Annotated in this window: 27 protein-coding genes and 2 tRNA genes; 13 read left to right on the top strand and 16 right to left on the bottom strand. The window is 60.1% G+C overall.

All coding sequences use genetic code 11. From position 1 onward, the window contains the following. Positions 1-19: 19 nt before the first annotated feature. Together OK438_05360 and OK438_05355 are read right to left on the bottom strand one after the other, a co-directional pair. Positions 20-1,807, bottom strand: a complete 1,788-nt coding sequence (locus OK438_05360; GenBank protein ID MDA4124858.1) for a DUF2070 family protein — start codon at positions 1,805-1,807, stop codon at positions 20-22. Next, positions 1,785-1,943: a preprotein translocase subunit Sec61beta gene (locus OK438_05355; GenBank protein MDA4124857.1), complete on the bottom strand. Its 159-nt coding sequence runs from the start codon at positions 1,941-1,943 to the stop codon at positions 1,785-1,787. Before OK438_05355 ends, OK438_05360 begins: the two co-directional genes overlap by 23 nt. Before the next feature lie 92 nt (positions 1,944-2,035). On the opposite strand from OK438_05355, the gene OK438_05350 reads away from it, so the two are divergent. Then, on the top strand, positions 2,036-3,325 hold the full coding sequence (locus OK438_05350; GenBank protein ID MDA4124856.1) for a serine hydroxymethyltransferase: 1,290 nt from the start codon (positions 2,036-2,038) through the stop codon (positions 3,323-3,325). On the opposite strand, the gene polC is transcribed toward OK438_05350, so the two are convergent. The 3 genes from polC to OK438_05335 are packed head-to-tail and all read right to left on the bottom strand — an operon-like array spanning position 3,302 to position 7,820. Beyond that, positions 3,302-6,781: a DNA polymerase II large subunit gene (gene polC / locus OK438_05345; GenBank protein ID MDA4124855.1), complete on the bottom strand. Its 3,480-nt coding sequence runs from the start codon at positions 6,779-6,781 to the stop codon at positions 3,302-3,304. The genes OK438_05350 and polC overlap by 24 nt on opposite strands. 33 nt (positions 6,782-6,814) lie before the next feature. Continuing rightward, positions 6,815-7,564, bottom strand: coding sequence for a geranylgeranylglyceryl/heptaprenylglyceryl phosphate synthase (locus OK438_05340; GenBank protein ID MDA4124854.1), 750 nt, complete (start codon positions 7,562-7,564; stop codon positions 6,815-6,817). Position 7,565: 1 nt separating this feature from the next. Continuing rightward, positions 7,566-7,820 (bottom strand): hypothetical protein, encoded by a 255-nt coding sequence (locus tag OK438_05335; GenBank protein MDA4124853.1) that lies wholly within the window; start codon positions 7,818-7,820, stop codon positions 7,566-7,568. Positions 7,821-8,012: 192 nt separating this feature from the next. Between OK438_05335 and OK438_05330 the strand changes: the two genes are divergently transcribed. The 3 genes from OK438_05330 to OK438_05320 all read left to right on the top strand — a co-directional run bounded on the left by OK438_05330 (position 8,013) and on the right by OK438_05320 (position 10,319). Next, entirely contained in the window at positions 8,013-8,378 is a 366-nt protein-coding gene (locus tag OK438_05330) for a hypothetical protein (protein ID MDA4124852.1), read from the top strand. Between the two features lie 52 nt (positions 8,379-8,430). Beyond that, on the top strand, positions 8,431-8,982 hold the full coding sequence (locus OK438_05325; protein MDA4124851.1) for a hypothetical protein: 552 nt from the start codon (positions 8,431-8,433) through the stop codon (positions 8,980-8,982). Positions 8,983-9,083: 101 nt separating this feature from the next. Further along, positions 9,084-10,319, top strand: a complete 1,236-nt coding sequence (locus tag OK438_05320; protein MDA4124850.1) for an MFS transporter — start codon at positions 9,084-9,086, stop codon at positions 10,317-10,319. A gap of 4 nt (positions 10,320-10,323) precedes the next feature. On the opposite strand, the gene OK438_05315 is transcribed toward OK438_05320, so the two are convergent. Further along, positions 10,324-10,722: a BlaI/MecI/CopY family transcriptional regulator gene (locus OK438_05315; protein MDA4124849.1), complete on the bottom strand. Its 399-nt coding sequence runs from the start codon at positions 10,720-10,722 to the stop codon at positions 10,324-10,326. A gap of 525 nt (positions 10,723-11,247) precedes the next feature. Between OK438_05315 and OK438_05310 the strand changes: the two genes are divergently transcribed. Further along, entirely contained in the window at positions 11,248-12,426 is a 1,179-nt protein-coding gene (locus OK438_05310; protein MDA4124848.1) for an orc1/cdc6 family replication initiation protein, read from the top strand. Here the strand turns inward: OK438_05310 and OK438_05305 are convergent. The 4 genes from OK438_05305 to OK438_05290 are packed head-to-tail and all read right to left on the bottom strand — an operon-like array spanning position 12,423 to position 16,216. Next, positions 12,423-13,901 (bottom strand): DNA-directed DNA polymerase II small subunit, encoded by a 1,479-nt coding sequence (locus OK438_05305; protein MDA4124847.1) that lies wholly within the window; start codon positions 13,899-13,901, stop codon positions 12,423-12,425. The two genes, OK438_05310 and OK438_05305, sit on opposite strands and share 4 nt — an antisense overlap. 22 nt (positions 13,902-13,923) lie before the next feature. Beyond that, positions 13,924-15,249 carry a hypothetical protein gene (locus tag OK438_05300; GenBank protein ID MDA4124846.1) on the bottom strand — a complete coding sequence of 442 codons (1,326 nt, stop codon included), beginning with the start codon at positions 15,247-15,249 and terminating at the stop codon, positions 13,924-13,926. A 3-nt stretch (positions 15,250-15,252) separates the two neighbouring features. Continuing rightward, on the bottom strand, positions 15,253-15,783 hold the full coding sequence (thyX, locus tag OK438_05295; protein MDA4124845.1) for an FAD-dependent thymidylate synthase: 531 nt from the start codon (positions 15,781-15,783) through the stop codon (positions 15,253-15,255). Further along, positions 15,773-16,216 (bottom strand): hypothetical protein, encoded by a 444-nt coding sequence (locus OK438_05290; protein MDA4124844.1) that lies wholly within the window; start codon positions 16,214-16,216, stop codon positions 15,773-15,775. Before OK438_05290 ends, thyX begins: the two co-directional genes overlap by 11 nt. Positions 16,217-16,277: 61 nt before the next feature. Between OK438_05290 and OK438_05285 the strand changes: the two genes are divergently transcribed. Both OK438_05285 and OK438_05280 read left to right on the top strand, forming a co-directional pair. After that, positions 16,278-17,045 (top strand): dienelactone hydrolase family protein, encoded by a 768-nt coding sequence (locus OK438_05285; protein ID MDA4124843.1) that lies wholly within the window; start codon positions 16,278-16,280, stop codon positions 17,043-17,045. Positions 17,046-17,153: 108 nt separating this feature from the next. Then, positions 17,154-17,281 (top strand) — tRNA-Ser (locus OK438_05280). A 177-nt stretch (positions 17,282-17,458) separates the two neighbouring features. On the opposite strand, the gene OK438_05275 is transcribed toward OK438_05280, so the two are convergent. The 3 genes from OK438_05275 to OK438_05265 form a co-directional block, all read right to left on the bottom strand. Continuing rightward, a complete protein-coding gene (locus OK438_05275; protein MDA4124842.1) occupies positions 17,459-17,815 on the bottom strand; it encodes an iron-sulfur cluster assembly accessory protein in 357 nt (118 codons plus the stop codon). A gap of 101 nt (positions 17,816-17,916) precedes the next feature. After that, the gene (locus OK438_05270) at positions 17,917-18,408 is read right to left on the bottom strand and encodes a redoxin domain-containing protein (GenBank protein MDA4124841.1); all 492 of its coding nucleotides are present in this window, start codon (positions 18,406-18,408) and stop codon (positions 17,917-17,919) included. A gap of 39 nt (positions 18,409-18,447) precedes the next feature. Further along, entirely contained in the window at positions 18,448-18,783 is a 336-nt protein-coding gene (locus OK438_05265) for a hypothetical protein (protein MDA4124840.1), read from the bottom strand. Between the two features lie 99 nt (positions 18,784-18,882). Here OK438_05265 and OK438_05260 point away from each other — a divergent pair, with 99 nt between their 5' ends. Both OK438_05260 and OK438_05255 read left to right on the top strand, forming a co-directional pair. Then, on the top strand, positions 18,883-19,167 hold the full coding sequence (locus OK438_05260) for a UPF0147 family protein (GenBank protein ID MDA4124839.1): 285 nt from the start codon (positions 18,883-18,885) through the stop codon (positions 19,165-19,167). 124 nt (positions 19,168-19,291) lie between these two features. Then, positions 19,292-19,627 carry a hypothetical protein gene (locus OK438_05255; protein ID MDA4124838.1) on the top strand — a complete coding sequence of 112 codons (336 nt, stop codon included), beginning with the start codon at positions 19,292-19,294 and terminating at the stop codon, positions 19,625-19,627. A gap of 3 nt (positions 19,628-19,630) precedes the next feature. On the opposite strand, the gene OK438_05250 is transcribed toward OK438_05255, so the two are convergent. The 3 genes from OK438_05250 to OK438_05240 all read right to left on the bottom strand — a co-directional run bounded on the left by OK438_05250 (position 19,631) and on the right by OK438_05240 (position 20,564). Beyond that, entirely contained in the window at positions 19,631-19,897 is a 267-nt protein-coding gene (locus OK438_05250; protein MDA4124837.1) for a hypothetical protein, read from the bottom strand. 102 nt (positions 19,898-19,999) lie between these two features. Then, positions 20,000-20,386 (bottom strand): hypothetical protein, encoded by a 387-nt coding sequence (locus tag OK438_05245; GenBank protein MDA4124836.1) that lies wholly within the window; start codon positions 20,384-20,386, stop codon positions 20,000-20,002. Between the two features lie 93 nt (positions 20,387-20,479). After that, positions 20,480-20,564: transfer RNA gene (locus tag OK438_05240), tRNA-Leu, on the bottom strand. 453 nt (positions 20,565-21,017) lie between these two features. Between OK438_05240 and OK438_05235 the strand changes: the two genes are divergently transcribed. Genes OK438_05235 through OK438_05220 form a run of 4 tightly spaced genes read left to right on the top strand, consistent with a single transcriptional unit; the run spans position 21,018 to position 24,730 of the window. After that, positions 21,018-21,962 (top strand): hypothetical protein, encoded by a 945-nt coding sequence (locus OK438_05235; protein ID MDA4124835.1) that lies wholly within the window; start codon positions 21,018-21,020, stop codon positions 21,960-21,962. Continuing rightward, positions 21,962-22,231 carry a hypothetical protein gene (locus OK438_05230; protein MDA4124834.1) on the top strand — a complete coding sequence of 90 codons (270 nt, stop codon included), beginning with the start codon at positions 21,962-21,964 and terminating at the stop codon, positions 22,229-22,231. The genes OK438_05235 and OK438_05230 overlap by 1 nt, the downstream gene beginning before the upstream one ends. Then, positions 22,228-22,494 (top strand): hypothetical protein, encoded by a 267-nt coding sequence (locus OK438_05225; GenBank protein MDA4124833.1) that lies wholly within the window; start codon positions 22,228-22,230, stop codon positions 22,492-22,494. Before OK438_05230 ends, OK438_05225 begins: the two co-directional genes overlap by 4 nt. Next, entirely contained in the window at positions 22,475-24,730 is a 2,256-nt protein-coding gene (locus OK438_05220; protein MDA4124832.1) for a hypothetical protein, read from the top strand. Before OK438_05225 ends, OK438_05220 begins: the two co-directional genes overlap by 20 nt. Positions 24,731-24,734: the final 4 nt, after the last annotated feature.

The raw sequence follows: 24,734 nt of genomic DNA, 5'->3' as shown, positions 1-24,734 counted from the left end.
GTCCGTCTAAATCCCTTTCTTACAGCGCCAACGCAAGAAATAGGAGGACGGCCGCCGAGACAACTCCGAACCGGACATAGGCCCTTCCGAGCTTCGAGCTCGATTGGGTGACCTCTGCGAACTCTTCCAAAGACTTCGCCCCGAAGACCTTGACCCGGCTCGTCATCCGCCCAGACCCATAGGCACTGGGAGCGAGCCTCCCGTCCGCGAGCTTCGCCAGTTCGGCCACAGCCTTGGATATCGACCCTGTCGGGGTAGACTCTCCCAGGGCATGGTAGCCTCTCGCGATTGTGAGCCCCCTCGCCGCGAGGTTGTGGGTGTCCGAGGTGCAGAATTCCAGGAGGCCGTAACCGAGAGGCTCCAGCGCCCGGGCTGTTTCCTCTCTCAGAGTCGGGACGGCGTTGTTGGAGTCAGCGAGGACCAAAACCGATTTGCCGAGTTCTGTTTCGAGCATAAGGAGGCCGACCCCGTGCTCGGTCATGTCGTCCTTGGCCCCGAACATGATTTCGCTCGAGTGTGAATACCCCACTTTGAATGGTGAGGCTGCTGCCGACTGCATCCTGTCGAAGAGCTGGACCCAGCCCGGGTCGGCCGTGTCAGGCGACTCCTGCCGGACGTCGATGGAATTGTGGGCGTCGATGAAAGAAGGTTCGAACCCTGCCCCCGCGGCCCGGCCTGAAAGAACCGACTCGAAGTCTGTGCTGAGGTCGTCGGAGCCCAGCGGTGCGAACGACACCGTCAGGAGCAGGTCCCTGGAGAAGGCCGTCGAGGATACGTTCGCCTTGCCGACCCTGGCATGGTACGGCCCCCTGGCAAGCGCTTCGCTCAGGGATGTTCGGATCCCTCGGGCGAACTCGGCTGTTTCCTGTGCATATTTCGCGGTCTCGGCTGACGTGGCAAGGTTCCTCTCGTGCCCCCCCGGCCCGTGGAGGGTCATGACAGGCCCGAGTCCCTTGAACGTCTCTGAGATGACGCCCGGCAGGTCGTAGCTTCCGACTGGGTGGAACGGCCCCGGATGGACGCCAGGGAGGACGATGAATGCGTCCCCTGCCGTCGTGCTGAAGCGGAGCACCTTGGTGGTCACCTCGGCTTCCTCCGAGTGGGCGGATAGCACGACCTCCAGGTCGGTAGGGTCTCCGTTCGCCCAGGTCTTCATGAAGGCCTGGAAGAGCTTGAGGGCGCTGAATCCGAGGGAGGTCTTCTTGGTCTGCAGCAGGAACGGGAAGGCCGTGATTATCAGTAAGGCGGAGGCGCCCACCAGGAGGGCAGCCACGTCGAGTTTCGCCGAGAGCTCGGAGTACCTGAGGATGGCGAGGGTCGATGCGGGATGAATCGCGGCCAGCCCCAGGGCTAGCGGAGCCCGGCTGGTGAAAGTCCCGTTGATCACGAGGAATTCGAGCCCGGCGCAGATGAATGCCCCGAAGAGAATCGAGTTGTTCAGGGCGCTCGCCGACCCTGTCAGCCGAGCGTAGACTATGCCGCATGCGGCACAGAAGAGCCATAGGATTCCGCCCGCCAGGAGGACGGCGTCCGTCCGCCTGAAGGTCGCCACTGTCTTCTTGTCAATGAGGAAAAGCGCGCTCGAGATGGCCGTGACCGACAGCACGAACACGACCAGGGCAGGCAAGAAGGAGATGATGCCGGCCGTCCCCCTGGACGCCAGCGCAAGCAGGAAAGAAACGACGGCGGAATAGAGGAGCAGCGCGGGCGCTGACGGAAGGACGAAAAGATGCCGGTATCTGCTTGCCAGGATTTCAGTCGCTGAGCGTCTCGGAGGTCCTTGCTCAGAAGACGACGTTGATGACAATTGACGCAGTGATCAGGGATATGGAGCCGATGAGGATTATCTCCGGCCTGATCTTGACGCCCTGTGTCTCCTCGTTGAAGAAGGTCAGGAGGCCTGCGCTGGACGCGGGCATCGGTGCGTTGTTCTTCTTGCTCATTCGAAATGTGTGAGCCCCGACCGTTCTTAAGCGTAGCGGCCTCGTAAAGCCCACGTGAAACCTATAACTATCAATTCGGTTTGTCTCGTCTCATGCCATCCTACGAATCGGAGTTCAAGTCTGTAATCCGCAAGGTGAGGGCGCACGAGAAATGGTTCTCCGAAAGCCTGCCGATGATCGCCAGCGAGAACGTGGCCTCGAGGAGGGTGAGGGAGGTCATGGCGTCGGACCTTGGGCACAGGTACGCAGAGGGGTGGCCGGGAGAGAGGGTCTACGCGGGGTGCAAGTACATCGACCAGATCGAGCTCGAGGCGATTGCGCTCGGCAAGAAGCTGTTCAAGGCAGACTTCGTGGACGTCAGGCCGACGTCGGGGGTCGTCGCGAACCTGGCGGTCTACTCGGCCCTCAGCGGCCCCGGCGACATCATGCTGGCTCTGTCAATCCCCAACGGCGGGCATATCTCCCACGGCAAGAAGGACTTCTCAGGCTCTGCAGGCCTGGTCCACTCGCTGGAGATCGAATATTTCGCGTTTGACAAGAATCAGATGAACATCGACGTCGACGAGTCGAAGAAGAGAATCAGGGCCCTGAAGTCCGTGAAACTGGCGATGTTCGGGGCGAGCCTCTTCCTCTTTCCTCACCCGGTCAAGGAGCTGGCCGAGACGATCCGCGAGGCCGGAGGGACTGTTTGCTATGATGCGGCCCATGTCATCGGCCTGATCGCCGGCGGCGTGTTCCAGGACCCCCTGCGCGAGGGGGCCCAGGTTATGACCTTCAGCACCCACAAGACCCTGTTCGGCCCCCAGGGAGGGGCGATAGTTTCTGGAAGTGAGTTCGCGGACCGGCTGAAGAAGGGGGTCTTCCCGGGGACGACGAGCAACCACCATCTCCACAGCATGGCCGGCAAGGCCCTCGTCTTCGCGGAGTTCCTGCAGTTCGGGCACAAGTACGCGAGGGATGTGGTCAGGAACGCGAAAGCCCTGGCGGAGGAGCTGGCCGCCCTTGGAGAGAACGTCCTGGGCGAAAAGAACGGCTACACCATGTCCCACCAGGTCGCGGTCGACGTCAGCAAGTACTCCGACGGGGGGACCATCGAGAAGCTCCTTGAGGCCCAGAACATCATTGTGAACCGGCAGCTGATACCCGGGGACCTGCAGGCGGGCAGGCACTACACGAACCCCGGGGGGATCAGGCTGGGGGTAGCGGAACTGACGCGACTCGGGATGGGCAGGGAGGAGATGAAGGAAGTGGCGCGGACCCTCCACCAGGCGCTGGCGGGCGCAAAGAAGCGGGAAGTCCTCGGCAGGGTGAAAGAACTCAGGAAGGGGTTCCAGACGGTGGGCTACTCCTTCGGGGAGTCACCGGCTTACTTTTTCCGCTAGGACCGGTTTCAGGAAATCGGTCAGCTCGAGCTGGTCGGCCTTCCTCTCGCCGGAAAGGAGCTGGTCCAGCTCCCTACCTAGCATGTCCAGTCTGTTCTTCAGGTAGGGGTCGACGTCGTATTCGTTCGCCAGCCTGTTGGCAATGGCCCGGTACTTCTCCACCGAGGCCCTGGTGAGAGTGCCTCTGATTTCCCCTCTGCAGTTCGGGCAGCTGTGGGAAAGAGGGGGGCGACGCATGGTGGTGCCGCACTTCCTGCACTTGAACGACTGGGTGGCGTACTTCTTCGCGTTCCCCATTATGTCCCTGATCAGGTGGGTCTTGATGATCGACTCGACGACCTCCTTGGTCGAGACGGCCTCCACCTTGGACGCGACTTCGATCTGCTTCGATATCTTCTCGTTCAGAGTCCGCAGTGTGGAGTACGACCCCCTGGAACGTTTGACCGTCAGGGCGCTCGTCGAGTGGGTGAAGCCGTAGCCGTAGAACTGGGTCTCGCTGTCCAGCCTCGACCCGATGCGCTCGACCAGTGGCTCCACCGAGGCGGCCGTCGGCGCTCCCTGGGTCTTCTCGTAGAACTCGCGCGGATAGAAGGAGGCGATGTCGAAGTTGTGGGCCTGCTCGTCAACTTCGGACGGGATCAGAATCGGCTGCACGAGAAGCGGGGTGTCCATGAGCCCACCGATCTGGTGAGGGATGTATTCGAGGGAGAAGTTGAGGAGGACGTCCATCAGAAGCAGGAGGGAGTCGCCGTCCCCGTCGCAGTCCCGCCTCTTGGCCGAATGCCAGTAGGGGTTGGCGAAACAGACCTGGGTCGAGGAGAAGCCGATGACCCTTCCGACCACGCCCACCGATGTGTGGGGGGCGAGCCCGATGAGTATCTTGCCTCTCAGGTCGGACGGGCCCTGGACGTTGTAGTAGGGTGGAAGGCCGTAAATGTTCTGGAGCTCGTCGTCCACGAACTGGGCCATCCTGACGAGGTCTTCGGCGATGTCCACCGGGACTATGATGTCCTGCGGCTTCAGCTCTAGGATCTGGTCGTCCTTCTCGACGGGCGCCCCCCCGGCGTCCCTCTCATAGCCAAGCCTGACGAGGGCCTCGGGGTCGGATTTTATGTCGCGTGGCCTGAAGTGAGTCAGGGGAGCGTTGGTCACGTCGATCCTGAGGGTCCCGTCCTTGTAGACGAACACGTTGTGCCTGCTTCTTATGATGCCCTTCTCGAGCGGCTCGGGGGTCTTGGACCCGCTGGTGAGGCCTTTGACTCCCTTGACGCGCCTGGCGGACTCGAACGGGATTCTGGCCCTTATTCCCTCGAGCTTCGCGTGAAGGTCGAGCTGCATGTGAGAGTAGGGGATGGTCTTGGCTCTGCAGTTGGGGCAGACCTCGTCAGAGGTTGTAGTCCCGTCTCGTGGACAGGCTTTGAAGGGGATTGTCATCGTACCGCAGATCTCGCACTTGGAGGAGAGGCGCCTTTGACGGCACTCGGGGCAGAACTTGTTTACGACTTCGACGTCGATAGGTCCGCGTTTTGATGCTGTGATTACGTCTCTGTACGCTCCGCCCGAGAATCCGACCGGAAAGAGTGCGTGGACCGGGGGCTTCATCTTTCTCACCATTGCCTTCTCCGGCCTTCCCACTCTGACGCCGATAGTGGTTGTGTCCTGCTTACCGATTGAGATGCCTGAGAGGGCTTTCACGAAGTCTGCCGATTCCGAGGGGAGCGGAACCTCTGTTTTGTCTTCGAGTCTGAGGAGAGAAGTCAGAATCAACGCGGCGTCGCCCGTCAGCAGTGCGGAATCTCCCTCGATCTTGTGTTCGACGAGGCAATTCCGGAGGACCCATTCGACGTGATGCAACGTGATGTCGACCCGAACGTCACGTCCCTCCAGCCTGCTATTCTGACGGACCTCGGCCAAATCTGCGGGGCTGACCCTGTCGAATCTGGGAGTGTACGTTGGATGAAGTGGTATCCCTAGTGCTTTCGATATCGCCAGTGCCTCGGCGGCGGTTGGGGTCAGGCCTATGCCTAAGCTGAGCTGGGCCGTCCTTTCCGAAGCAACTCCGGCAGCTCCTAGTCTCTCTGTGGCACCCGGTGTGGTCGCGAGGGCCTGGGCGAAGTCCTGGACCCACCATTCTGAAACGTAAGGCGAGGGAGGTAGGTTCTTGTTGTTCTCTAGGAAGTCGCCGTAGCTGATCAGGACGTCCCCGAGGTCGATGATCTTCTCTAGGTTCTCCCGTCCCTGCTCTGCGTCGAGGATTGAAGAGATTCGTCGTATGCTGCCGTCCTTGAAGAGCACCGTCGGGCCCTCGATCGAATCGACGAATGCGATGGTAGCTGCTTTTCCTGGAAGGTCGACCTTCACCTGGGTGCCGCAGACGACCGGATAGTCGAGCAATACGGCCACGGCCGGGTGAATCCCCAGAGTGGAGAGCCCGGTGTTCATGGACCGTCCATATCTGAGCCTGAAGCCTCCCCTGGTCCGGGGCCTCGAGAGGACCGCCCTCCCTGAAATGACCTCCTCGAAGTGGGCCCCACCCTGTTCCGTCTCATTGCTGGTCTGCTGGGTCCCACCCTTGATCTCCGTTAGCCACTCCCAGCCCGAGATGTTGAGGGCCCCTAGCTTCTTCGCGAGCTTGTGGGCTCGGCCTATGACGCCGTCGTTCAGGACCCTGAGCGCCCCTCCCCTGAGCCTGTCGGTGGAGACCCGCTTCAGGTTCCTGTGGACTACAACTTCGATGGGGTCTGTTTCGAGTCCGTCGATTTCCACCGGAAGGTTGCCGATGGCCCTTCTGATGTCGTCGTCCGTCACCTTGTACTGGAAGTTGCCGACCTCCCTCTCGTAGATCCTGAGCTCCTCTGCGAAGCGGTCGATCTCCTCCTGCCTCGCCCTGTAGTTTGACAACCCGAGCTTCTTTCCAGTCGCGTCCGCTATGACGAGAGAGAAGGCGGCTTCCGTGCCACCTGCAGAGCGCATCGGGCCCGCATATGAGACCGAGACGTAGTCGCTGTTGTCGTCGTTCTGTTTTATCGTGACGCCGGAGATGCCCTCGAGGGGCGCCACCGTGACCCCGTCGGTCATTACCGCAAGGCCTGCCCGGACCCCGTAGCTCAGCGCTTCCTGCCTGTCGAGTGCGCCGAACTTGCCCAGTGCTATCTCCTGCGAGATGGTGAGCGCCGCCCGTTCCTTCGACACCGTGTGGAGGAGTTCTCTCAGCCTGTCGACCAGGCCTTCGAACTGGTCCAGCCGGAGCATCTGGTTGACCCTGTCGGCCAAGTCGAACACCGTCTTGCTCTCGATGTTGTCGACCGGGTCCAGTCCCATGGCCCTTGCTTTGGAGGCCGTCTCTTGCATGGATGCGTACTGTGAGAGGATGTCGTGGTAGTAAGAATCAAGGCTCGCCGGGAATGGTGCAAGCTTGCGGGCGCGCTCCCATGCGACTTCGGCGGAGAAAGACATTCAGGCCGCAGAGCCCCAAGTAGGTCTTAAGCTCTATCTTCGCTTAATCGCTTTTGTGATTTGTTTGAGGGTCTTGTCGAAATGCGGGGTTTGCAACAGGTTCCCCACGACAAGGATGTCCGCTCCAGCCTTGGCCGCCCTACCAGCCGTTTCGCCGGATGTGACTCCGCCACCGACGATCATGATTCCGTCATAGAACTTTCTCACGGCCCTGATTGTCTCTGCGGGGATAGGCTCGTTGGCTCCGCTGCCAGCTTCCAGGTAGAGGGTTCTCATTCCGAGATATCTAGCTGCAAGGGCGTAGATCACGGCGAGGTTCGGCTTCGAAGGCGGGAGGCTGTTTACCTGGCCGATAAAACTCGTAGCACTTGCGTTGCCAAAGACCAGATAGGCCATGGGTATGCTTTCGATTCCTGACTTGTAGACCTCCATTGCGCCCAGGGCCTGGGCACCCACGATGAAGTAGGGGTTTGTTGAGTTGAGGAGGCTGCTGAAGAGGATCGCGTCGGCGTGACGTGATACACCTGTGACATTCCCTGGAAACAGCACCACTGGTGATGTCACGCGCTTCTTGACGGCCTGCACAACCGCGTCTAATCGCCCTTGGTCCGCCAAAGTGGACCCTCCAACCAGAATCAGGGCTGCTCCGCACCTGATCGCGATGTCGGCAGTCTCCGCTGCTTGAGCTGGAGAGAAGTCCTCTGGGTCTATCAGAGCAGCACAGATAGGACTTCGTTTCGTTCTCACGATGAGGTGTTTCTCAATTGGTCCGGGAGGGTTCAACTCAGGCCCCTGCGCGAGCGAAGTCGTCTACGAACGTGTTGTAGACGTCGATGTCGGCCCTCTTGGTCGGGTACCTCAGCTCTCGGCGCAAGGCGCAGCCTAGGTTACCGCATGCAACAAGGAAGACTGTGTCTTGTGATGCCTCGTCTTCTTGTGATGTGATTCTGATCGTAATCATTCCGCACCGGGGACACGCGAAGACCTTTGGCAGTGTCCGCCTTGTTATCCGAAGTGCTTTCTTCCTTCTCCTACCCAATTAGTCTCACCCGTTCGTCTGTTATCTTGAGTAAATAAGCAGGCGTCTCAGGTGATTGGGGCCCCTCCAATGAAATCTGGCGCTGGAAGGGGAATACTATGCAAAAATACTCGGTCTACTCCGCTGAAATCGCCATTAGTTGCAAACTGGGGTTCCCAAGCCTTTATACGATTTAGTATGAAGGTGTGGGCGTTGAGCCTTCCCCTCGCGCTAGCTGACCAGTCGGTCCTCACGACCAAGCAGGTTGAATCTCTCCTGAGCTACGTTCGAGTGGTCAATGGTGAGATGCACTTGAGAGAGGCGGCCGGACTGAGAATCGGAAACCGAGGAAAACCAGTGTCTATCGGGTCTTACTATCGGACGGTGCAGCAAGGCAGACTAAAGATCAGGGGGTCGTTGACTACGCTCGCAATTGCCATGGCGACTGGACTTGTCCGAGTAGAAGATGTACGCCGGCTCTTCGATCTGGTGGGAAGAGGGTCGTCAGAGCTGTCTGAGGAAGAGGTTGACCGGTTTGTTGCCGTTTTCCGCTCTCTTCTCGATAAGATTGTGATGTGACAGCCAGAGGACATCACCCTTAAATCACGTAACGTCACGGCTTGCAACACGCATGGACGACCTTGTGACGTACGCGTTGCTTGCCTCGTCGGCCTTCTTCGTTGCGCTCGCGTTTGGTCTCCTGGTTCGCTATAGGCAAGCCTCACAGAAGATTGTTGCCTCGACTGACATGGGCAGGGACCTCTGGCAGGCTCTGGAGCAACGCCTCAGGAAGCAGGATGAGAGAATACTGGATATCATGGGCCGGATGGAGGTCATTCAATCCCGCGCTGCTGATCGGGCTGCATCGCCCGCGCCGATGGTTGCCCCTGCTCCTATCCCTATTGAGAAACGGATCATCCCTTCTGCTCAAGCCCCTGCGAGTGTCAGGCGACCTGTGTTGGTGACGTCACCCGACGCGACCGAGATGGCTGTGATTAGGCTTCTTGGCGATGGGTCGAGGAGTTCCGTGGAGATTAAGCAGTTGATTGGGAAATCAAGGGAGCATACCGCGCGGTTGATGAAGAGTTTGTTCGACAGGAATCTTGTAGTGCGTGATGACTCGAACCGGCCGTTTGTCTACGAGCTCACCGATGCCGGTCGGCGCTACCTTTCGGCTGGATGAAACGTGTACTGACTCCAGCCGATTTGTCACTGTAGTCTTCACCTTCCGGGCAATTGTTTTAGATTCTGTTTCTCTTCAGTGCCACTGTCGCCGTGGAGGAGATGCCGTCCTCTTCTGGCAGCCTCTGGAAGATCGGCCTGATCCCCCAGGCCGTTGCAAACGGACTTGCGAGCATACTCGTCCTGTTCTTTCTGATTTCTGACTTGAAAGGAGGGCTCGTCGATATTGGGTTGGTCGCCGGAGTGTCGGCCCTGGCCCTGATACCCTCGCAGATGCTGTGGGGGAGGCTGATCGACTCCGCTGGAAGGTGCAAGCCATTCCTCGTCTTCGGCTTCCTAGGCATGGGCGCCGCGTTCGCCGCCTTCCCTTGGGCAGGGAGTGTATCGGCGCTCATAGCCCTCGTTTCTCTGAAGTCGGTCCTCTACGCGGCGACCCTCCCTGCCCGGCAGCTCCTCACTGTGGAATCCGAACATCGGGATGGGTGGCAGAAAGGACTGGCGAACATGCAGTTTCTGACGGCTTCGGGCGAGACCATCGGGATGGGCATCGGGGCGGCTTTGGTGAGCAGCGTGGGTTTCGCTCAGCTGTTCCTAATGTGCGGAGCGCTCTGTGGAGTTTCTGGAATCGCGCTGGGAGTCCTCGCCCAAGAGCCAGGCCTGATGATTCAGAGGAGGCTCGTGGCGCTTGAACGTTCTACATCTGCCATAATCACCGTGTCGCACGTCGTAGGGACTCTGAGAACCTCATCCCATGGGTTCGATTACGGGAAGCTGTTAGGGTCACTGAACCGCTCGACGAAGTGCCTGATGCTCGGCATCTTCGGCTTCGCCCTCGCCGGATCGGCGTTCTATTCCCCGCTCCCGGCCTACTTCCTCCGATTCTATTCGCCGCAGTCGGTGTTCCTGGTGTTCTTCGGGGGTTCGCTGGCAGGGGCCCTGTCCTACCTCGTCGTAGGGCGTCGTGGCTGGGGTGCTGGTAAGAGCTTGGCCCTCTCATCGTCCGTGAGGGTGGTGGTGTTACCCCTCTTGCTCTTGGCGGCCCTGGGTGCTACTCCTGGGCTCGTGGCAGCTTTGGTGGTGCTTGCGGTGCTGGAAGGGGTCTGGTCGCTCTTCGATGTCTCCAGTACGTTCGCGTTTCTTGAGACTGCGCGGGTGGGACGGGCCGGGTTCTACGGCGCGCTTATGGGGCTGGGAAGTGCCGCGGGTGGATTCCTCGGAGGGTTCGTCTCAATGCGGTTCGACTTCGCGTCCCTGTTCGTGCTCTGCAGTGTAATTTGCGCGGGGGCCTTTGTGGCTTTCATGTTGCAGTTCAGGGGCTCGGGTTTGTTTGCGAGTTAGCCAGTTATCTTTCTGCCAGCTGGCTCGTCCTGAGATAGACCCGTCTGTACACCCAGGAGTTCCCGAAGCGTTCGCGTTTGATGTACTGCTTGTCGGCCAGCCTTGCCAGGTAGGTGGAGATCGTGCTGAGCTTCACCGGCTGGTTGTACTTGTCCTCGAACTCGCGCGCGACGTCTGAGGAGGAGAAGTCGCCAGCCGCGAACGTGGTCTCCAGCAGCGTCATCATCTTGCCGAAGAAGGTCCCTTCGTCGGGGGCCCTAGGTGAGTGCTCCAGTGGGACGTCCATGACTTCCAACATGTCCATGGCCTTCATCACCTTGTCGCGCGAGACCTTGCCTTCGAGTGCCAGTGTGTACTTGGTTCCTTCCTCGTCTTCGAGCTCAATCTTAATCCGTTTTCGCAAGGTGCCCGCGCTCTCGGCTCCCACCGTGTTTTATCTGCTAGTGGTGTGAACTTGTGAACAGGCCAGTAGGATAGTTTGACCATGCGTTGATACCGTTTTGCGCGTTCACCTGGCTTCACAGTGCATAAAAACGAGAGGGCCCGATACTGGTTCCAGTGGAAGCAATGGGGTCGGAATTGTGCCCGTTGAGCCCTTGGGGGCTGGACGGGCTCCACTGGAAACATTGGGGTGTATTCTCTCGCTAGGATCCTTAGATGGTTCACCGGTCTTCACCGTGTCCCCCGGCCCCCTATACTTCCACTGCGCCCTCTCCCCCTCTTGGTCTGACCTCTTGGTTCGTTCATCGCAAAGCCATCGTCTCTTGTTGTAGACCCCAAGGCATATCCCATCAAAATCGCATACCAAGTACGGGACATTATACTAGCGTATGATTCTCTTTCGCCCCCGAGAGACATAGAGCGGAAACAGGAGAAACCAAGGGGCGGCGGGGTAGGCTTATCTAACCAGTGTTTCCACTGTTCTTCCTTGTCAGGCATAGACGAGATCTTTCGGAGAGCGAAAGAAGGGAAGGCGCTTTTCGTCGACCGGAACGCGCTCAGCCCTGAGTTCATCCCCCAGAAGCTACCGTTTCGAGACTCCCAGACCAAAGCCGTGGCCGAGGTCCTTGCCCCAGTCCTGCACGGATCGAAGCCATCCAACCTACTTCTCTACGGAAAGACGGGAACGGGAAAGACGGCGGTTGCCAGGTACGTCCTTTCCAAGCTCAAACAGGAATCCGGAGGAGGCTCACTTGTGGTGGCTTACGTCAACACCAGGCTGGCCAACACCGAATATCGGGCTCTGGCCGAGCTCGGTCAGGCCGTCGATGTCCCGATTCCATTCACGGGCCTTTCAATCGGGGAGGTCGTCGGACGGGTCTTCAAAGAAATCCAGTCAAAGAAATCGCACGTGGTCCTGGTCATGGATGAAATCGACTACCTCGTCAAGACCTTCGGCGACGGGATACTCTACGAGTTCACCCGATCGAGCGAGAAGCTCACTCCCGGGTTCCTTTCTCTGGTCGGAATATCTAACGACCTGAAGTTCAAGGAGGGCCTGGACCCACGGGTCCTGAGTAGCCTGAGCGAAGAGGAGCTGGTCTTCCCACCCTACACCGTTGAGGAGCTCAGGGAGATACTAACCGAGAGGGCGAAGATGGCTTTCAGGCCTTCGGCCGCATCGGCAGCTGCAATCAACCTCTGCGCAGCCATGGCAGGCTCAGAGCACGGGGACGCGAGGCGGGCAATAGACCTCCTGAGGATAGCAGGAGAGGTGGCAGAAAGAGAAGGCCTCAAGCAGATTGACGACGACTGCATCCGCAGGGCCTCAGATAAGATGGAACACGACAGGGTCGAAGACGCAATCCACTCGCTGCCGGTCCAGACCAAGGCGGTCCTCCTCGCAGTCTCGAAGTTCAAAAGCGGGACCAACACCGGAGAGCTCTACCAGATGTACAGCAACACCTGCAAGAAGGCAGGCCTCGAGACGCTGACGCAAAGGCGGATCAGCGGGATACTCGCCGAGCTGGATCTGCTGGGCTTGATCGAGGCCTCGGTGGTCAGCAAGGGAAGGCGAGGGCGGACCAAGCGCATCCAGTTGCTGATAGACACTAAGGCCCTGGACAAGATACTCTCAGAAGACACCACGTTCGGCAAGGCAAGTTAGGAAGCTGGGAAGCCCGCCGCGCCGAAGTTCCGTCTGATCGCTTTCACCGTTGACAGGTCGAGGACGGGAATTACGCTCGGTGTCGGCTCGAGGCCCATGTTCGATTGGAAGTTAGTCTGCCCCTGCCACGTCCCGGAGTTGACTAGCATCGTCCCCCTGTAGTTCAGCTCTCCGAAGGTGTGGACATGTCCTGAGTGCAGGACGTCTGGCACCGGGTCTATGACCATGAAGTCGCGGAGCTCAGGGGACAGAGCCGTCCGCTTGCCATAGGTTGGCGCCAGATGTCTGGACCGCAGCAGGAGCTTCATCGCATCAGTCGGCCGATCATAGGCGAGGTCGGGGGTGGTCGCTATGATGTCGTCTAGGCTCTTGCCATGGTATACCAGGAACATGACACCGTGCAACTTGATGTATGCAGGGTCGCCCACCCACCTGACGTTGTCCATTCCGTACAGCGATTCCGCGAGGTCCACCGACACGGCCGGCTGGGGCAGGGCCTGCCTGACGGCGTCGTGGTTCCCCGGCGAGACCACGATCTGGACGTCCCCTGGAATCTGCTTCAGGAGCTCGGCTGCCATCTCATACTGCTTCTTGGGGTCCTTCTCCGCCAGCTGGAACTCCTGCCCAGGATAGACGCCTACCCCATCGACCAGGTCTCCTGCGATCACCACATACTTCACACGGTCCACTATGTCCTTGTCCCCCAACCCGCCGTTCATCCACTGCAGGAAGCGCCGGAAGTCATCTCCCAGGAACATCCTGCTCCCGATGTGTAGGTCGGAGAGGAGGACGGCGTAGACTCTGTGGGACGAAGACATTGGCTTCCTGTTTGGGACGTCGGGGAGGACGACCGAGTGGGCGTAGAGCTGGCCCGTCCTGCCGCGCGACACCTCGACCACGACCATGCTGTCCAGGGGCGCCTCCAAAGCAGACCTCTCGGCCAGCGGGTCTTGGCAGACCACACGCATCGTCCCGGACGGGTCGTCCACCTTCAACTCGACGCTTCCCCGCCTGCTGCTGCGCTCCATCAGGAGTCCTGCGACCTTGACCTTCTTGTTCGGCGGGAGGCCCTTCGTCGTGGAGACGCTGGCGCTCGTCTTGGTGTCCATCCTGCCGCGGAGGATTGAGTAGAGCCTCTGGTACCTGTCCCGAAAGAGCCGGTTGAACCCCTCAGACGCTTCAGCAGGAGCTATGGCCAGGGTCGGGTCCGAGATGACTTCCAGGTCCGCGAACTCGCCAAGGACAGCCTGGTCCTCCCGCCCCCCATGGCTCAGGCCCTCGGGGATGACCTTGGCGACGTCGCTCTCCGTGATGACTTTGCCCTCGCCCCCCGACCCGGCTTTCTGCTCGAGCAGTTTCTGGATGATGCCTTCGACGTCGAAGTCGGACGGAATCTGATTGATCATGTCAAACGCCTTCGCGTCCAAGATGTAGCCTGACGCCAGAACCCTGGCGACGGCCTTCGACTCGGACATTAGAACTCAGAGGCCTCGGACGCTATATAGAAGATTCGACGCACTGGATGCCCTGCTGCACCAGGACTTCGAGCAGCTGAGGGTCTTTCGATTCGCAGTAGACCCGCGTCTTCGGCTCGGTGCCTGACGGCCTGAACATGACCCACGAGCCGTCTGAGAAGACCAGCTTGTAGCCGTCCAGGGTCCGCTCCTCCCGCAGCCGATACTTCCTGAAAGAGGCCCTCGCCCCCTCCACCAGGGCCGGCATCCTTGCGGCGACGTTGAGGTTCACCTGCTTGTACCTCCACTGGATCTCCTGCATCACCCTGGCCAGGAGTCCTCTGTCCTTCGACAGCAGGCCTGACACGAGGGCCGAGGCGTTGATCCCATCTTCCCACAACCCCCACCTGGGATCCACGATCTTGCTCGGCTCCGCGGCGAAGACCCCGCCTTCCGCTTCCAGAAGTGCGAAAGACTTCCCGACCCTGCTCCTGACCACGCGCAGGCCGAGCCTCTCTGCCTCCTCCTCCACGGCGGTGGAGGTGTTCTCAGAGATTACCGCCACTCCACTTGAGACGTCCAGTGCGCGCAGGGCCAGAATTGCGAGGACGCAATCCTGGACCACGTTCCCTAGGGCGTCGAGCATCACCAGCCGGTCCGCGTCCCCGTCGTGGGCCAGGGCAAAATCAACCCCAAGGTCCGGGATCATCTTTGAGAAGCCTGCAAGGTTTGCGGAGGTCGGCTCCGGAGGCCTGGCAGGGAACCTCCAGGAGACCTGAGCATTGACAGGGATTATGTGATGCCCCAGCCTCTCTAGAATCCGTGGTGTTACCGAGCCTCCCGGCCCAGAAGCACAATCGATCGCAATGCGGAGCGGGTCCGAGGCCCTTTCGTAGCGCGCCAGGACCGCCTCGACGTAGTCGTCCACGGCACCTTCGTCGGGAACGAGCTCCCCGAAGACCCCCGACGGCTTCATCACGTCGACCCCCATCGCCCGCTCGACCCTTTCCTCGTCGGACGTCGGCAGCTCCATCCCCTTGGAGTTGAACACCTTCACCCCCGAGAATTCAGCGGGGTTGTGAGAGGCAGTCACGGCGAAGCCAGCGACGCAGGAGCGCGACCTAGTGGCGAAGGCCACCACTGGCGTCGGCACGAGGCCGAAAGAGTAGGCATCGCTCCCTACCACGTTGACCGCAGACATCACGCACCTGGCCAGAAGCGCCGAGGCCTTGCGCCCGTCCCAGCCTACCCCAAATCGACCTCTCCCCGACGCGAACGCGATGGTCTCAACCAGGCGGTAGACCTGCTCCGGGGTCTGAGTCCTGTTGAAGACGCCCCTGACTCCAGCCGTACCGAAGGCCTTGACCAAGTGTTATCTCTCGATGATCTTCGTCCAGAGTTCGGGCGTGGCTTCGCGGGCTAGGTTCAACAGCGTCTCCGCGAGCTCCCTGATCTCCCACTGGGCCTGAAGGGCCGTCCGCTGCCAGACCAGGTGCATGAGGCTCCTCGCGCTCAAGGTCATCACAAGCTTCGTCTTAATGGAGGTGGGGAGGACGTATCGAGCGTCTTCCTTCGGGACCCCTGCGGCGACCATCTTCTCATAGGCGGCGTAGACGGCCTTGAGGGCCTCATCGTAGGCCTTGTAGGCGGCCTCGTTGGACTGGACGCTCGGAGGGGTGACGACCCCCTCTCTGGTGGCTGCGGAGAAACGCTGGGATTCCTGGTCGTAGGACGCGACCCGGTGGCGGACGAGCTGGTGGGTGGTCACCCTGCTGACGTCTTCGATCTCGAACATGTAGACGACGTGGTCCATCAGCGCCTCCGGCTCGAAGGGCACCCCCTTCTCCGAGAGGACCCGCTTCAGGGCTCCCAGGTCGGTGCTGTAGAGGAGCTTAATTCGCATGGGCCCTTTCACCGAAAGCGACGGCGTTGAAGATCGGGCTGACTTTCCTTCCATCCAGCTCCGATACGATTGGCTCCGCGAAGGCCTTCCCCGCGGCGTCCCGCCAGAGTTCGACAAGAGTCCGCGCGTTCATCGAGACGAGCCAGTCGGTCTCGTTAAGGCGCAGAGCGCGGAGGTAGGGAAAACGGAGGACGAGTTTGCTCGCCTCGACTTCGCCGAGGCCCTCGACCAGGACGCTCATGGTAAAGTGCTCGAGGACGTCGAGAGACTTGTCCTGCATGGCCTTCGTAAGAAGATACTTCCAGTACTCAGCTCCCTTCTGCTCCAGCTCCGCTTCTATCTCTTCAATCACCTTGGTGCTGAAGCATCGCCTCATTGCGACGGCTATGGTGCGCTCGGGGTTGGGACTAGCCCACACCAATGAAACCTTCATCGTAGGTTCAAAGCTGAACTCAGATTCAATTTAAACATGGGGGATTCAGAAGTCGCTGTAATTGCCCAAAGGCACCCGGACGCGGACCAAGGCCGACTTCTGGGTCGTCCCGAAAAGCGCTTCCGGTTGCGTCGTCGTCTTCCACGAAGTGTGGGGCCTCGTCTCCCACACAGAGGACGTCTGCAAACGACTGGGCAAACTTGGGTTTGCAGCCACGGCGCCTAACCTGTACAAAGGGCACGACGACATCCTCACACCAGACAACATACAGCGCACCATGGAGGGGGTCTGGGAGCTCTCTCTGGCCAAGAGGCTCGACAAGGCAAAGGTCGCCGACGCCCTCGACAAGAAACACGTAGGCCGGGAGGTCAAAGAGGCGGCATCGATCATCTACAACCAAGAATTCAGGGACAGGATGCTCGCCGACGCAGTCTCTGCCGTCGAGGCCGCCAATTCGAGATTCGACGGCGTGTCTACCTTGGGGTTCTGCCTGGGAGGGGGACTCGCCCTGAAGGCCTCCACCAGGAGCCGCCACCTTGTTTCAGCGGCGGGGTTTTACGGCGTGCCTCCGACCGGCGAGGAGGTCAGGCGGATCACCATCCCCATCTTGGCAATCTATGCGAGCAAGGACGAGATCATCAACCAGAGCGTGCCGGCTTTCGTCGGAGCGATGCTCACCGAGGGGAAGGACCTGACGCTGAAGACGTACCCGCGGACAAGGCACGGTTTCTTCAACGACAGCAGAAAAGACGTCTACCAGAGGAAATCCGCGGCCGAATCGTGGGAGCTCACGAGGTGGTTCCTTGAAAGAACACTTGGAAAGCTCTGAGCTGATCGACTGTTTCGTGACCTGGAGCTACATCGAGGAGAAGAGGCACCGCACCCAGCGTCCTTCTCCCTCAAAGAAATTATAGAGGCTCAGGCAGGCACCAGTTCGGCCGGGGTGGCAGAGTGGTTAATGCGCGGGCAATCCGCAAGGCGACGAACGGATCCGCAACTCGAGATCGGAACAACCAGTCAGCCCGTGACCTTTGGGTCTCGTGGGTTCGAATCCTACCCCCGGCGTCCAAGGGGCGTATCCCCGCTGACTACCCAGTCGCCGTCCCGTTGAAAGTCTGGGCATCACAACCCGCCCATTGACCAAAAGGCCGTTTACCCCTCTCTGGTTCTAACTGTCGAACGACTCTCTTTGGTCTAATGTCTGGGATCACACGTTACGCCGCGGCTGGAGGTTACTCAGACCTACGCGGTCTTGAACGACTCGCCGCATCCGCAAGTGGAGACGGCATTGGGGTTGCTGACGACGAAACCGCCGCCCATCAGCTTCTCCGACTTGTAATCCAGGGTCGACCCAGCGATGAACGGGGCACTCGACCTGTCGACAGCCACCCTCGCTCCGTCGACAACAATCACATAATCATCATCCGATGGCTTCTCGTCCACGACCATCCCATAGGAGAGCCCGGAACACCCACCCGCGGTCACGAAAATCCTGAGCGCGGCTTCTGGCTTCCCCTGCTTTGCGAGGTAGAGCTTCAACTCGGCTGCGGCCCTCTCGGTAAGCTCGACTATCGGCTTCACAGCCGTCTCTTGGGTCAATTCAAGATCATCACGACTTTCCTCGTATAAAAACAAGGGGTTACCTCGACTACAGAAGCGTCAGAACCAGGGGATCGCGAACCAGCGACCCCTCAATCGGCTCACCTTCTCGGCGGCATGGCCAGCTTCTGGGCCGCTTTCACGACCTCAGCGTATGGCGGCTCGTCGGAAGGCACGTCGGTGACCCACTTGAAACGCAGGGCGCCCTTCTTGTCTACCACGAAGACTGACCTCTTCGCCACCCCCTTGTACCCGAGGCCCACCCAGGGGTCCTGAAGCACCCCGTAGAGCCGCGTGACCTTCTTGTTGAAATCGCCGAGGAGGGGGAACTGCAGGTTGTAGGTCTGAGCGAAGGCCTTGAGTGAGTAGGAACTGTCCACGCTGATTCCAACCAACTGCGCGGCCGCGCCTTGCAGGGCCCCGAAACCATCCCTGAATGTACACATCTCCTTGTCGCAGGTCCCCGAGAACGCGAACGGGAAGAAAGCGATTACGACCGTACCCCGGCCGGTGAACTCGGCCAGCGAGCGGGTCTTTTTGTCAGAGTCTGGGAGGGCAAACTCCGGCACCTTCTGGCCGATTCTGAGAACCACGACCGCGAAAACTGTCAGGTTTCCGATTTAAGGCCTCTGCTACTTCTGAGGGAGTTTCTGGAGAAGGTCGAAGTACTTCGTCATCAGCGACACGAGCTGGTCCTGCTTCGAGCGGTCGGTCTCGGTTCCCAGCGCTGCCGCGGCTTCATTGAGCTTCGAGAGGAGCACCTGCCTGGTTTCAGCGACGGCCGTCTCCATGGAGACGACTTCGGTCTTAAGAACCGAGGTGAGATCCTCATGGCCCGTGCAGTAGACCTTCCCATGGTACCTGACCTGGATTCCCCCGCACTGCGGACAGGGCTCGCCGAGTATGGTCGCGCCCTTCCTGACGAGCTCCACAGCCACTTTTATCTTGTCCTTGGTAGGCCTGCTCAATGCCCCGCCCGCGCTCTGCTTCTATAAAAGACGCCTTGCGACGAAAAGCACTTATCCCCACCAGTACGGAGACCTACTCGACGAACCCCGGGATTCTACATGAGCACCAAATTGAAGAAGCAGCAGGAGAACGACGCCAAACTGGCCAAGGCTACGGTCAACCTCAACCAGATCGCCGACTCGAACCTTACCCCGCGGAACATCCGCAAGACAGTCAAGGACTCGATAATGATGCTCCAGGACCAGAAGCAGAGCCTGGCCGTCCGGGCAGCCAACGCCATCAGCCTCCTCGACGACGTCGCCCAGGACCCGAATATGCCTTCGTTCGCCCGGGTCACCCTTTGGTCGGCCGTCTCCGAGCTCGAATCGATTCGCGAACAGTAAACCTTTAACACGTTCTCACCCGCCAGAGACGCGATTGCCAAACTGCCCGAAGTGCGGGAATAAGGAAGCCCTGCCCTCAAGAAGTTTCACAGTGATGGTCGAGCCATCAAAGGGCGAACGCGGTATGACCGAGCGAAGGGTCGGGATGTACGAGTGTTCGAGATGCGGGACGAAGTTCCCGACCGTGATCAGCAGGCAGAGATACCTCATCGTGGCCGAGGAACAACTGAAGTCCATTCAGGACGAGCTCAATTCGATGAAGAAGGGGAACGAGGACCTCAACGCGAAGGTCCGCGGGATGGCCGAACAGCAGAAGGAATTGGAGAGCGGCATGGAGAGGACGGCCAAGGAAAACGAAGTAAAGCGGCTCCAGACGAGACTGGCTGACCTTGAGAGCTTCGTCTCCTATCTCAGAAAAGAAAAAGGCGAACTCGAGCAGAAGGCATCGAAGCTTCGGTAGGCTTTAGACCCCTTCGGCCGCGGTCTGCGGAAGTTCGTATCCCGCCTCAGCTTCGTAGGTCGCAGCCTTCTCGTCGAGCACTGCCTTCTCCGTTCGAAGCGCCTGCACTTCGCTGTCGAGAGTCGCAGCGGACTTCTCCAGCTCGTACGTGGCGACCTTCTCCTTCAGAGAGGCGATGCCGGCAAGTAGTGAAGCCTTCTCAGCTTCCAGCGACCTGATCTTCTCCTCGAGCTCTGTCCTTTGGTCAGCATATTCAGTTACCACTTCCATGGTTGTCGAACTTACACGCCGCCAAAGCTTACTTGGCATGTCAAACCAAAAACTGTTGATAAGCTCGTAAAAGTGATTCAATCGAATCGAGTCAGGAGGGAATCACATCGGCACGGTTTGGGGAACGCGGTTTTGTCCGAGTTCCTGCCAGACGGCCATCAGAAACACCACCAACGGAAGAAAGAGCAAGAACTGCTGGACGCTGTATTTCCGAACCAGGTGCTTGTTGCGGGCCAGGTCCTCGGCGACTTCAGCTTGGGCAGAGTCCTTTCTGACGATTACCACCGTGTAGATCAGCAGCGGCAGATAGTTCACTCCAGTGAGCACAAGATAGATGCCCAGGATCAGGGGGCCTGACAACGTCAAGGTGGTCCCGACAGCAATGATGGCTGGAGTGCCTATGCCGAACTCGGCCATGATGAAGCGCGGACCGTGCAGGGTGATGTCCAACGCGACCAGCCGGCGTACGTTGACGAGGCGACCCTCCACGAGAATGCCTTTCCAGCCTTGAATTAGAACATTGGGAGCTTCTCATAGGACGACGTCGTTTTCAGGCTGAGGTGTCGATTGGTTTCAGCATAGTGCGGGGGGAGGGATTTGAACCCTCGAACCCCTAAGGGATGAGGTCCTGAGCCTCACGCCGTTGACCAGGCTGGGCGACCCCCGCGCAGAGTCGCGAGCCCATACCTTGGATTATTAATCTTGAAATCCACAAAGCCTCGAGGTCATATCTGTAACCGAGGATAATCACAATTCCAGAACGACGACCAGAACGGCCTGTCGGACGGGTTGACCGTCGAACCACTTGGCACCTCGATTCCAACATGACCTACGAAAAACCCACATTGGAAGAACGCGAAAGACGGCGAAACCAAAGCCGCGAAGTCTGGCCCTCCGCCGAAGTTCGCCGTTGTCTGGGGAAGGAAAGGCGTGAGGAAGAAAACGACTCCGACAACCAGAACAATTCCGCCGAGCCGCATTGCTCTCCTCATTCACCACGTTCGGACTGACAGAAACTAATAACCATCACCCGAACACTTTCGGCCGTCTCCCTCTCAGACAAATCCATCTATCAGACATCCCGCGTTAAATCCTCTGAGAACCTTCGGCCTTCGTCACAATGTCCAGACTTCATTATCTGTACGAGCAACAGGGAAGCGGCAAAGAGCGCTTCGTCTACTACTGCCTGAGCTGTAGCTGCGTCCTGCGGGTGAGGCGGGACCTCGGGCCCACGAGCGAGACCATCGACTCACTGAGCGGCAGGTGCCTCGGATGCGGCCGCCCGCTCGAGGGCAACATCGAATGCAGGCTGGCCCCGGTGCCCGACGAATGGTCTGACATCTACCTGACCAAGACGACCGCTTTCGAAAGGAAGAGCACCCCGTTCCGGCCCGCGTCATCATTCCCGCACTTCTCTCTGGGCTTCCCGCGCCTCGATTCGCTGCTGAGGCCGTTCACCCAGGAACGGCTGATCGTGCTGAGCGGAGGCCCGGCGTCGGTCGTGGCAGAGCTCGCGGCGTTCAGGGCCCAGCTTCCCCTGGAGGCGGGCGGCCTCGATTCCAGCGTCCTGTTCGTCGACGGGGGGAACCGCTCCGACCCGTACCTCTTCTCCTCCTTCGTCAAGCAGCGCGGCCTAAGACCCACCACGGCGATGAGAAGGGTGGCCACCTGCCGCGTCTTCACGATGTACCAACTCGCGGACCTCATCTCGAAGCACCTGGTCCGCGCCGCTGAAGACTACGGCGCCCGGCTCGTGGTGGTCGCCGACCTGCTCGGCACATTCAACGAACCGGAGCTGGACGAGAGGGAAGCGAGGCGTCTCCTGAGCGCGGTCGAGGACGGGATCAGGCGAGCGAAGAAGAACGCGCTGGTCATTACCACCCTGGCTTCGCCCAACAAATACGACGACATGGTCGCCTCCTGGGCCGACACCTCGGTCCACATGTCATCGTCCAAGGGCGTCGTAGAGGCGGAGCTCCTGAAGCACCCGAGCAAGCCTGCTGCAACCTCCACGTTCAAGCTCAAGCAGCTCCTGAGGCCTTTCAGAGCGAGGTCGGGGAGCTGATGGGCCGGACCATCCCGTCGTTCAGGATAGCCGAAGCTCAGGAGGTCACGGAATGGAAGGCCTTCAGGAAGGCCCTGCCGAAGAGGGACAGGGGGGCCTTCGACCAGATGCTCAACTCTGCCAGGCTCTACACGTCGGCCTCCTCCGCCGCCGTCAGGACCTCGAGGTTCGAGGGGATGGCCATGGCCCTGGTCTTCCACCACTACAGGATGCTGGCGCGGACCCTGGGGACGATAGCCGAAACCAGGCGGACGGAGGCGGGGCGATGACCCTCACCGACGCCGAGATCATAGAAGAGCTGGACAGCTGGGGGCACTTTGCGGACGCCCTCAGGGCGGAGGACAGGGAGCTCTTCAAGGAGATGCTGAGGCTCTGCTACGAGTACTTCCCTGCCATGCAGGCGAGGGAGTCCCCCTTCCCCAGCGAGGCGCTCTTCATGAGCATCCTGCTGACCCAGCACAAGACCATCGTCTGGCTTGCCGGGGAGGTCGAGAAGCTGAAGGCAGAGAAGGATGAGGGGCTGGATACTTGACGCCTACCCGGGCGACCCTGGGGAGATGGTCGTCTGGCTCAAGCGAGAAGACGGCCAGGCCGTAAGGCTGGTTGACCACTGGTCCCCCTCGATATTCATCGCCACCGACCAGATGTCCGACCTGAGCGCCCCCCTGAGGATAGTCGGCGCCGACCTCGCATGGACTAGGACGGCCCAGAAGCGCGAAAGGGTCACCGACGCCGAGAAATCGGAAGTCGTCGAGGCCAGGGTCAGGGACGCCAGGAAGGCCCAGCAGATAGCCGGGAGGATCGAGCGGCTGGGGCCCTTCGGCACCTACAGGCTCTACAACGCCGACGTCCCACCCAACCAGAGCTACCTCTACGAGCGCGACATCTTCCCCCTCGCCTGCTGCGAGGTGACGCAGACGGGGGACACCCTGGAGTGGGACCCCAAAGACGACGTCTGGGCCTACGACTACACCGTCCCGAACCTGAGGAAGGTGAAGGTGGACGTGGAAATCGAGAAGGAGGGGAAGCTCGCCCGCTTCACCGACCGGATCGCGGCCATATCCCTCCAGAGCGACGCAGGGAGGATCACGATCGACGGGGGCAGCGAGGCGGACAAGCTGCTGGAGCTGGTCCGGACCATCAAGGAGACCGACCCGGATTTTGTCATCACCAACGACGGGGACACCTTCCTCCTCCCCTACCTGGTCAGACGGGCAGAGGCCAACAGAATCGCGGACAGGCTGACCCTCGACAGGGACGGCGCAGTCCTGAGGGTCCCTTCGAAGGGGGGCACCTCCTACTTCAGCTACGGCAGGATCCACTACAAGCCTTCGGCCATGAAGCTCTACGGCAGGATACACATCGACGCCAACACCTCGTTCACCTACTCGGAGGCCGGGCTGGAGGGCCTCTTCGAGCTGAGCAGGACATGCAGGATGCCGCTGCAGACGTCCAGCAGGGCAAGCATAGGGAAGGCTCTCTCCAGCCTCCAGTTCTATCACGCCTACAGGACCGACCTACTCGTCCCCTGGAAGCCGACTCTGGTGGAGCACTTCAAGGACAGGAACGAGCTCCTGGTCGCGGACCGCGGGGGCTTCATCTTCGAGCCGAAGATGGGGGTCCACGAAGGCGTCGGGGAGCTGGACTTCCACGCTTTGTATCCGAACATCATGTTCAGGAAGAACATCTCCGCGGAGACAGTGAAGTGCCGGTGCTGCCCCGACTCCAAGAACCGGGTGCCGGAACTCGGCTGGAACGTCTGCGAGAGAAGGACAGGGCTAGTCCCCACGGCGATCAAGATCATAGTGGAGAAGAGGCTCCACTACAAGGAGCTGAAGAGGAACTCGAAGGGGACCGACTACGACAGGTACAATGCCCGCCAGGCCGCCCTCAAGTGGCTGGGGGTGACTACCTTCGGCTACCTGGGATTCAACAACGCGAAGTTCGGCCGCATAGACGCCCACATCGCGGTCTGCGCCTGGGACAGGAAGGTCCTCCTCGACGCGGCCAGGCTCGCGGAGCGGCGGGGCTTCGAGGTGATACACGGCATCGTCGACTCCCTATGGGTCAGGAAGGAGAGGGCGGGGCGAGACGCGTATCTCGAGCTGAAGTCCGAAATCGAGTCAGAGACCGGCTTCGCCATGTCCTTCGAGGGGATCTACAAGTGGGTGACCTTCCTCCCTTCGAAGGTCGACGCGGACGTGCCCGTCCTCAACAGGTACTTCGGGGCCTACCAGGACGGAGAGCTGAAGGTCAGGGGCATCGAGGCGAGGCGCCACGACACGCCGCTGGCGCTCAAGAAGTGCCAGATGGAGATCCTGAGGGTCCTTGCCAAGGCCGACTCGAAAAGGGAGGTCAGGACCAAGACCTCCGAGTGCGTCAACATCTTCCTCCGGCACGCCGAGGCCCTCGAGCGCCACGAGACCCCCGCGTCGGAGCTGGCCTTCACGACCAATCTATCGAAGGGCCCGGAGGAATACACTACTATGACAGTCCAGCACGCGGCCATCAATCAGCTGGTCGGGGAAGGGGTCCAGCTCCACGCCGGGGAGGGGATACGCTATGTCGTCACCGACTACGGGGGCCGAGACTCGAAGCGGGCGACCCCCGTGGACATCCTGAAGGATGAAAGCGCCTACGACTCGAAGCGCTACATCGAGCTCCTGGCAGAGACGTGCTCGTCGGTCCTGGAGCCCTTCGACCCGCGCCTGTCGGCCGAGGGACTGCATTCGCTCTACGAAGCCCACCGAAGCGTGCCGCTGGTCTGACCCG

This window comes from Nitrososphaerota archaeon (assembly GCA_027887005.1).
Lineage (GTDB): Archaea > Thermoproteota > Nitrososphaeria > Nitrososphaerales > Gagatemarchaeaceae > UBA183.
This window is presented reverse-complemented; position numbering and strand designations above follow the sequence as displayed.

Bases quoted from the DNA above. Each gene is read 5' to 3' on its own strand.
- OK438_05230 (MDA4124834.1), top strand. From the start codon at position 21,962: ATGGGCCGGACCATCCCGTCGTTCAGGATAGCCGAAGCTCAGGAGGTC.
- OK438_05225 (MDA4124833.1), top strand. From the start codon at position 22,228: ATGACCCTCACCGACGCCGAGATCATAGAAGAGCTGGACAGCTGGGGG.
- thyX (MDA4124845.1), bottom strand. From the start codon at position 15,783: ATGCGAATTAAGCTCCTCTACAGCACCGACCTGGGAGCCCTGAAGCGG.
- OK438_05355 (MDA4124857.1), bottom strand. From the start codon at position 1,943: ATGAGCAAGAAGAACAACGCACCGATGCCCGCGTCCAGCGCAGGCCTC.
- OK438_05250 (MDA4124837.1), bottom strand. From the start codon at position 19,897: ATGGAAGTGGTAACTGAATATGCTGACCAAAGGACAGAGCTCGAGGAG.
- OK438_05350 (MDA4124856.1), top strand. From the start codon at position 2,036: ATGCCATCCTACGAATCGGAGTTCAAGTCTGTAATCCGCAAGGTGAGG.
- OK438_05255 (MDA4124838.1), top strand. From the start codon at position 19,292: ATGACCGAGCGAAGGGTCGGGATGTACGAGTGTTCGAGATGCGGGACG.
- OK438_05325 (MDA4124851.1), top strand. From the start codon at position 8,431: ATGGACGACCTTGTGACGTACGCGTTGCTTGCCTCGTCGGCCTTCTTC.
- OK438_05305 (MDA4124847.1), bottom strand. From the start codon at position 13,901: ATGTCCGAGTCGAAGGCCGTCGCCAGGGTTCTGGCGTCAGGCTACATC.
- OK438_05220 (MDA4124832.1), top strand. From the start codon at position 22,475: ATGAGGGGCTGGATACTTGACGCCTACCCGGGCGACCCTGGGGAGATG.
- OK438_05260 (MDA4124839.1), top strand. From the start codon at position 18,883: ATGAGCACCAAATTGAAGAAGCAGCAGGAGAACGACGCCAAACTGGCC.
- OK438_05290 (MDA4124844.1), bottom strand. From the start codon at position 16,216: ATGAAGGTTTCATTGGTGTGGGCTAGTCCCAACCCCGAGCGCACCATA.
- OK438_05320 (MDA4124850.1), top strand. From the start codon at position 9,084: ATGCCGTCCTCTTCTGGCAGCCTCTGGAAGATCGGCCTGATCCCCCAG.
- polC (MDA4124855.1), bottom strand. From the start codon at position 6,781: ATGTCTTTCTCCGCCGAAGTCGCATGGGAGCGCGCCCGCAAGCTTGCA.
- OK438_05235 (MDA4124835.1), top strand. From the start codon at position 21,018: ATGTCCAGACTTCATTATCTGTACGAGCAACAGGGAAGCGGCAAAGAG.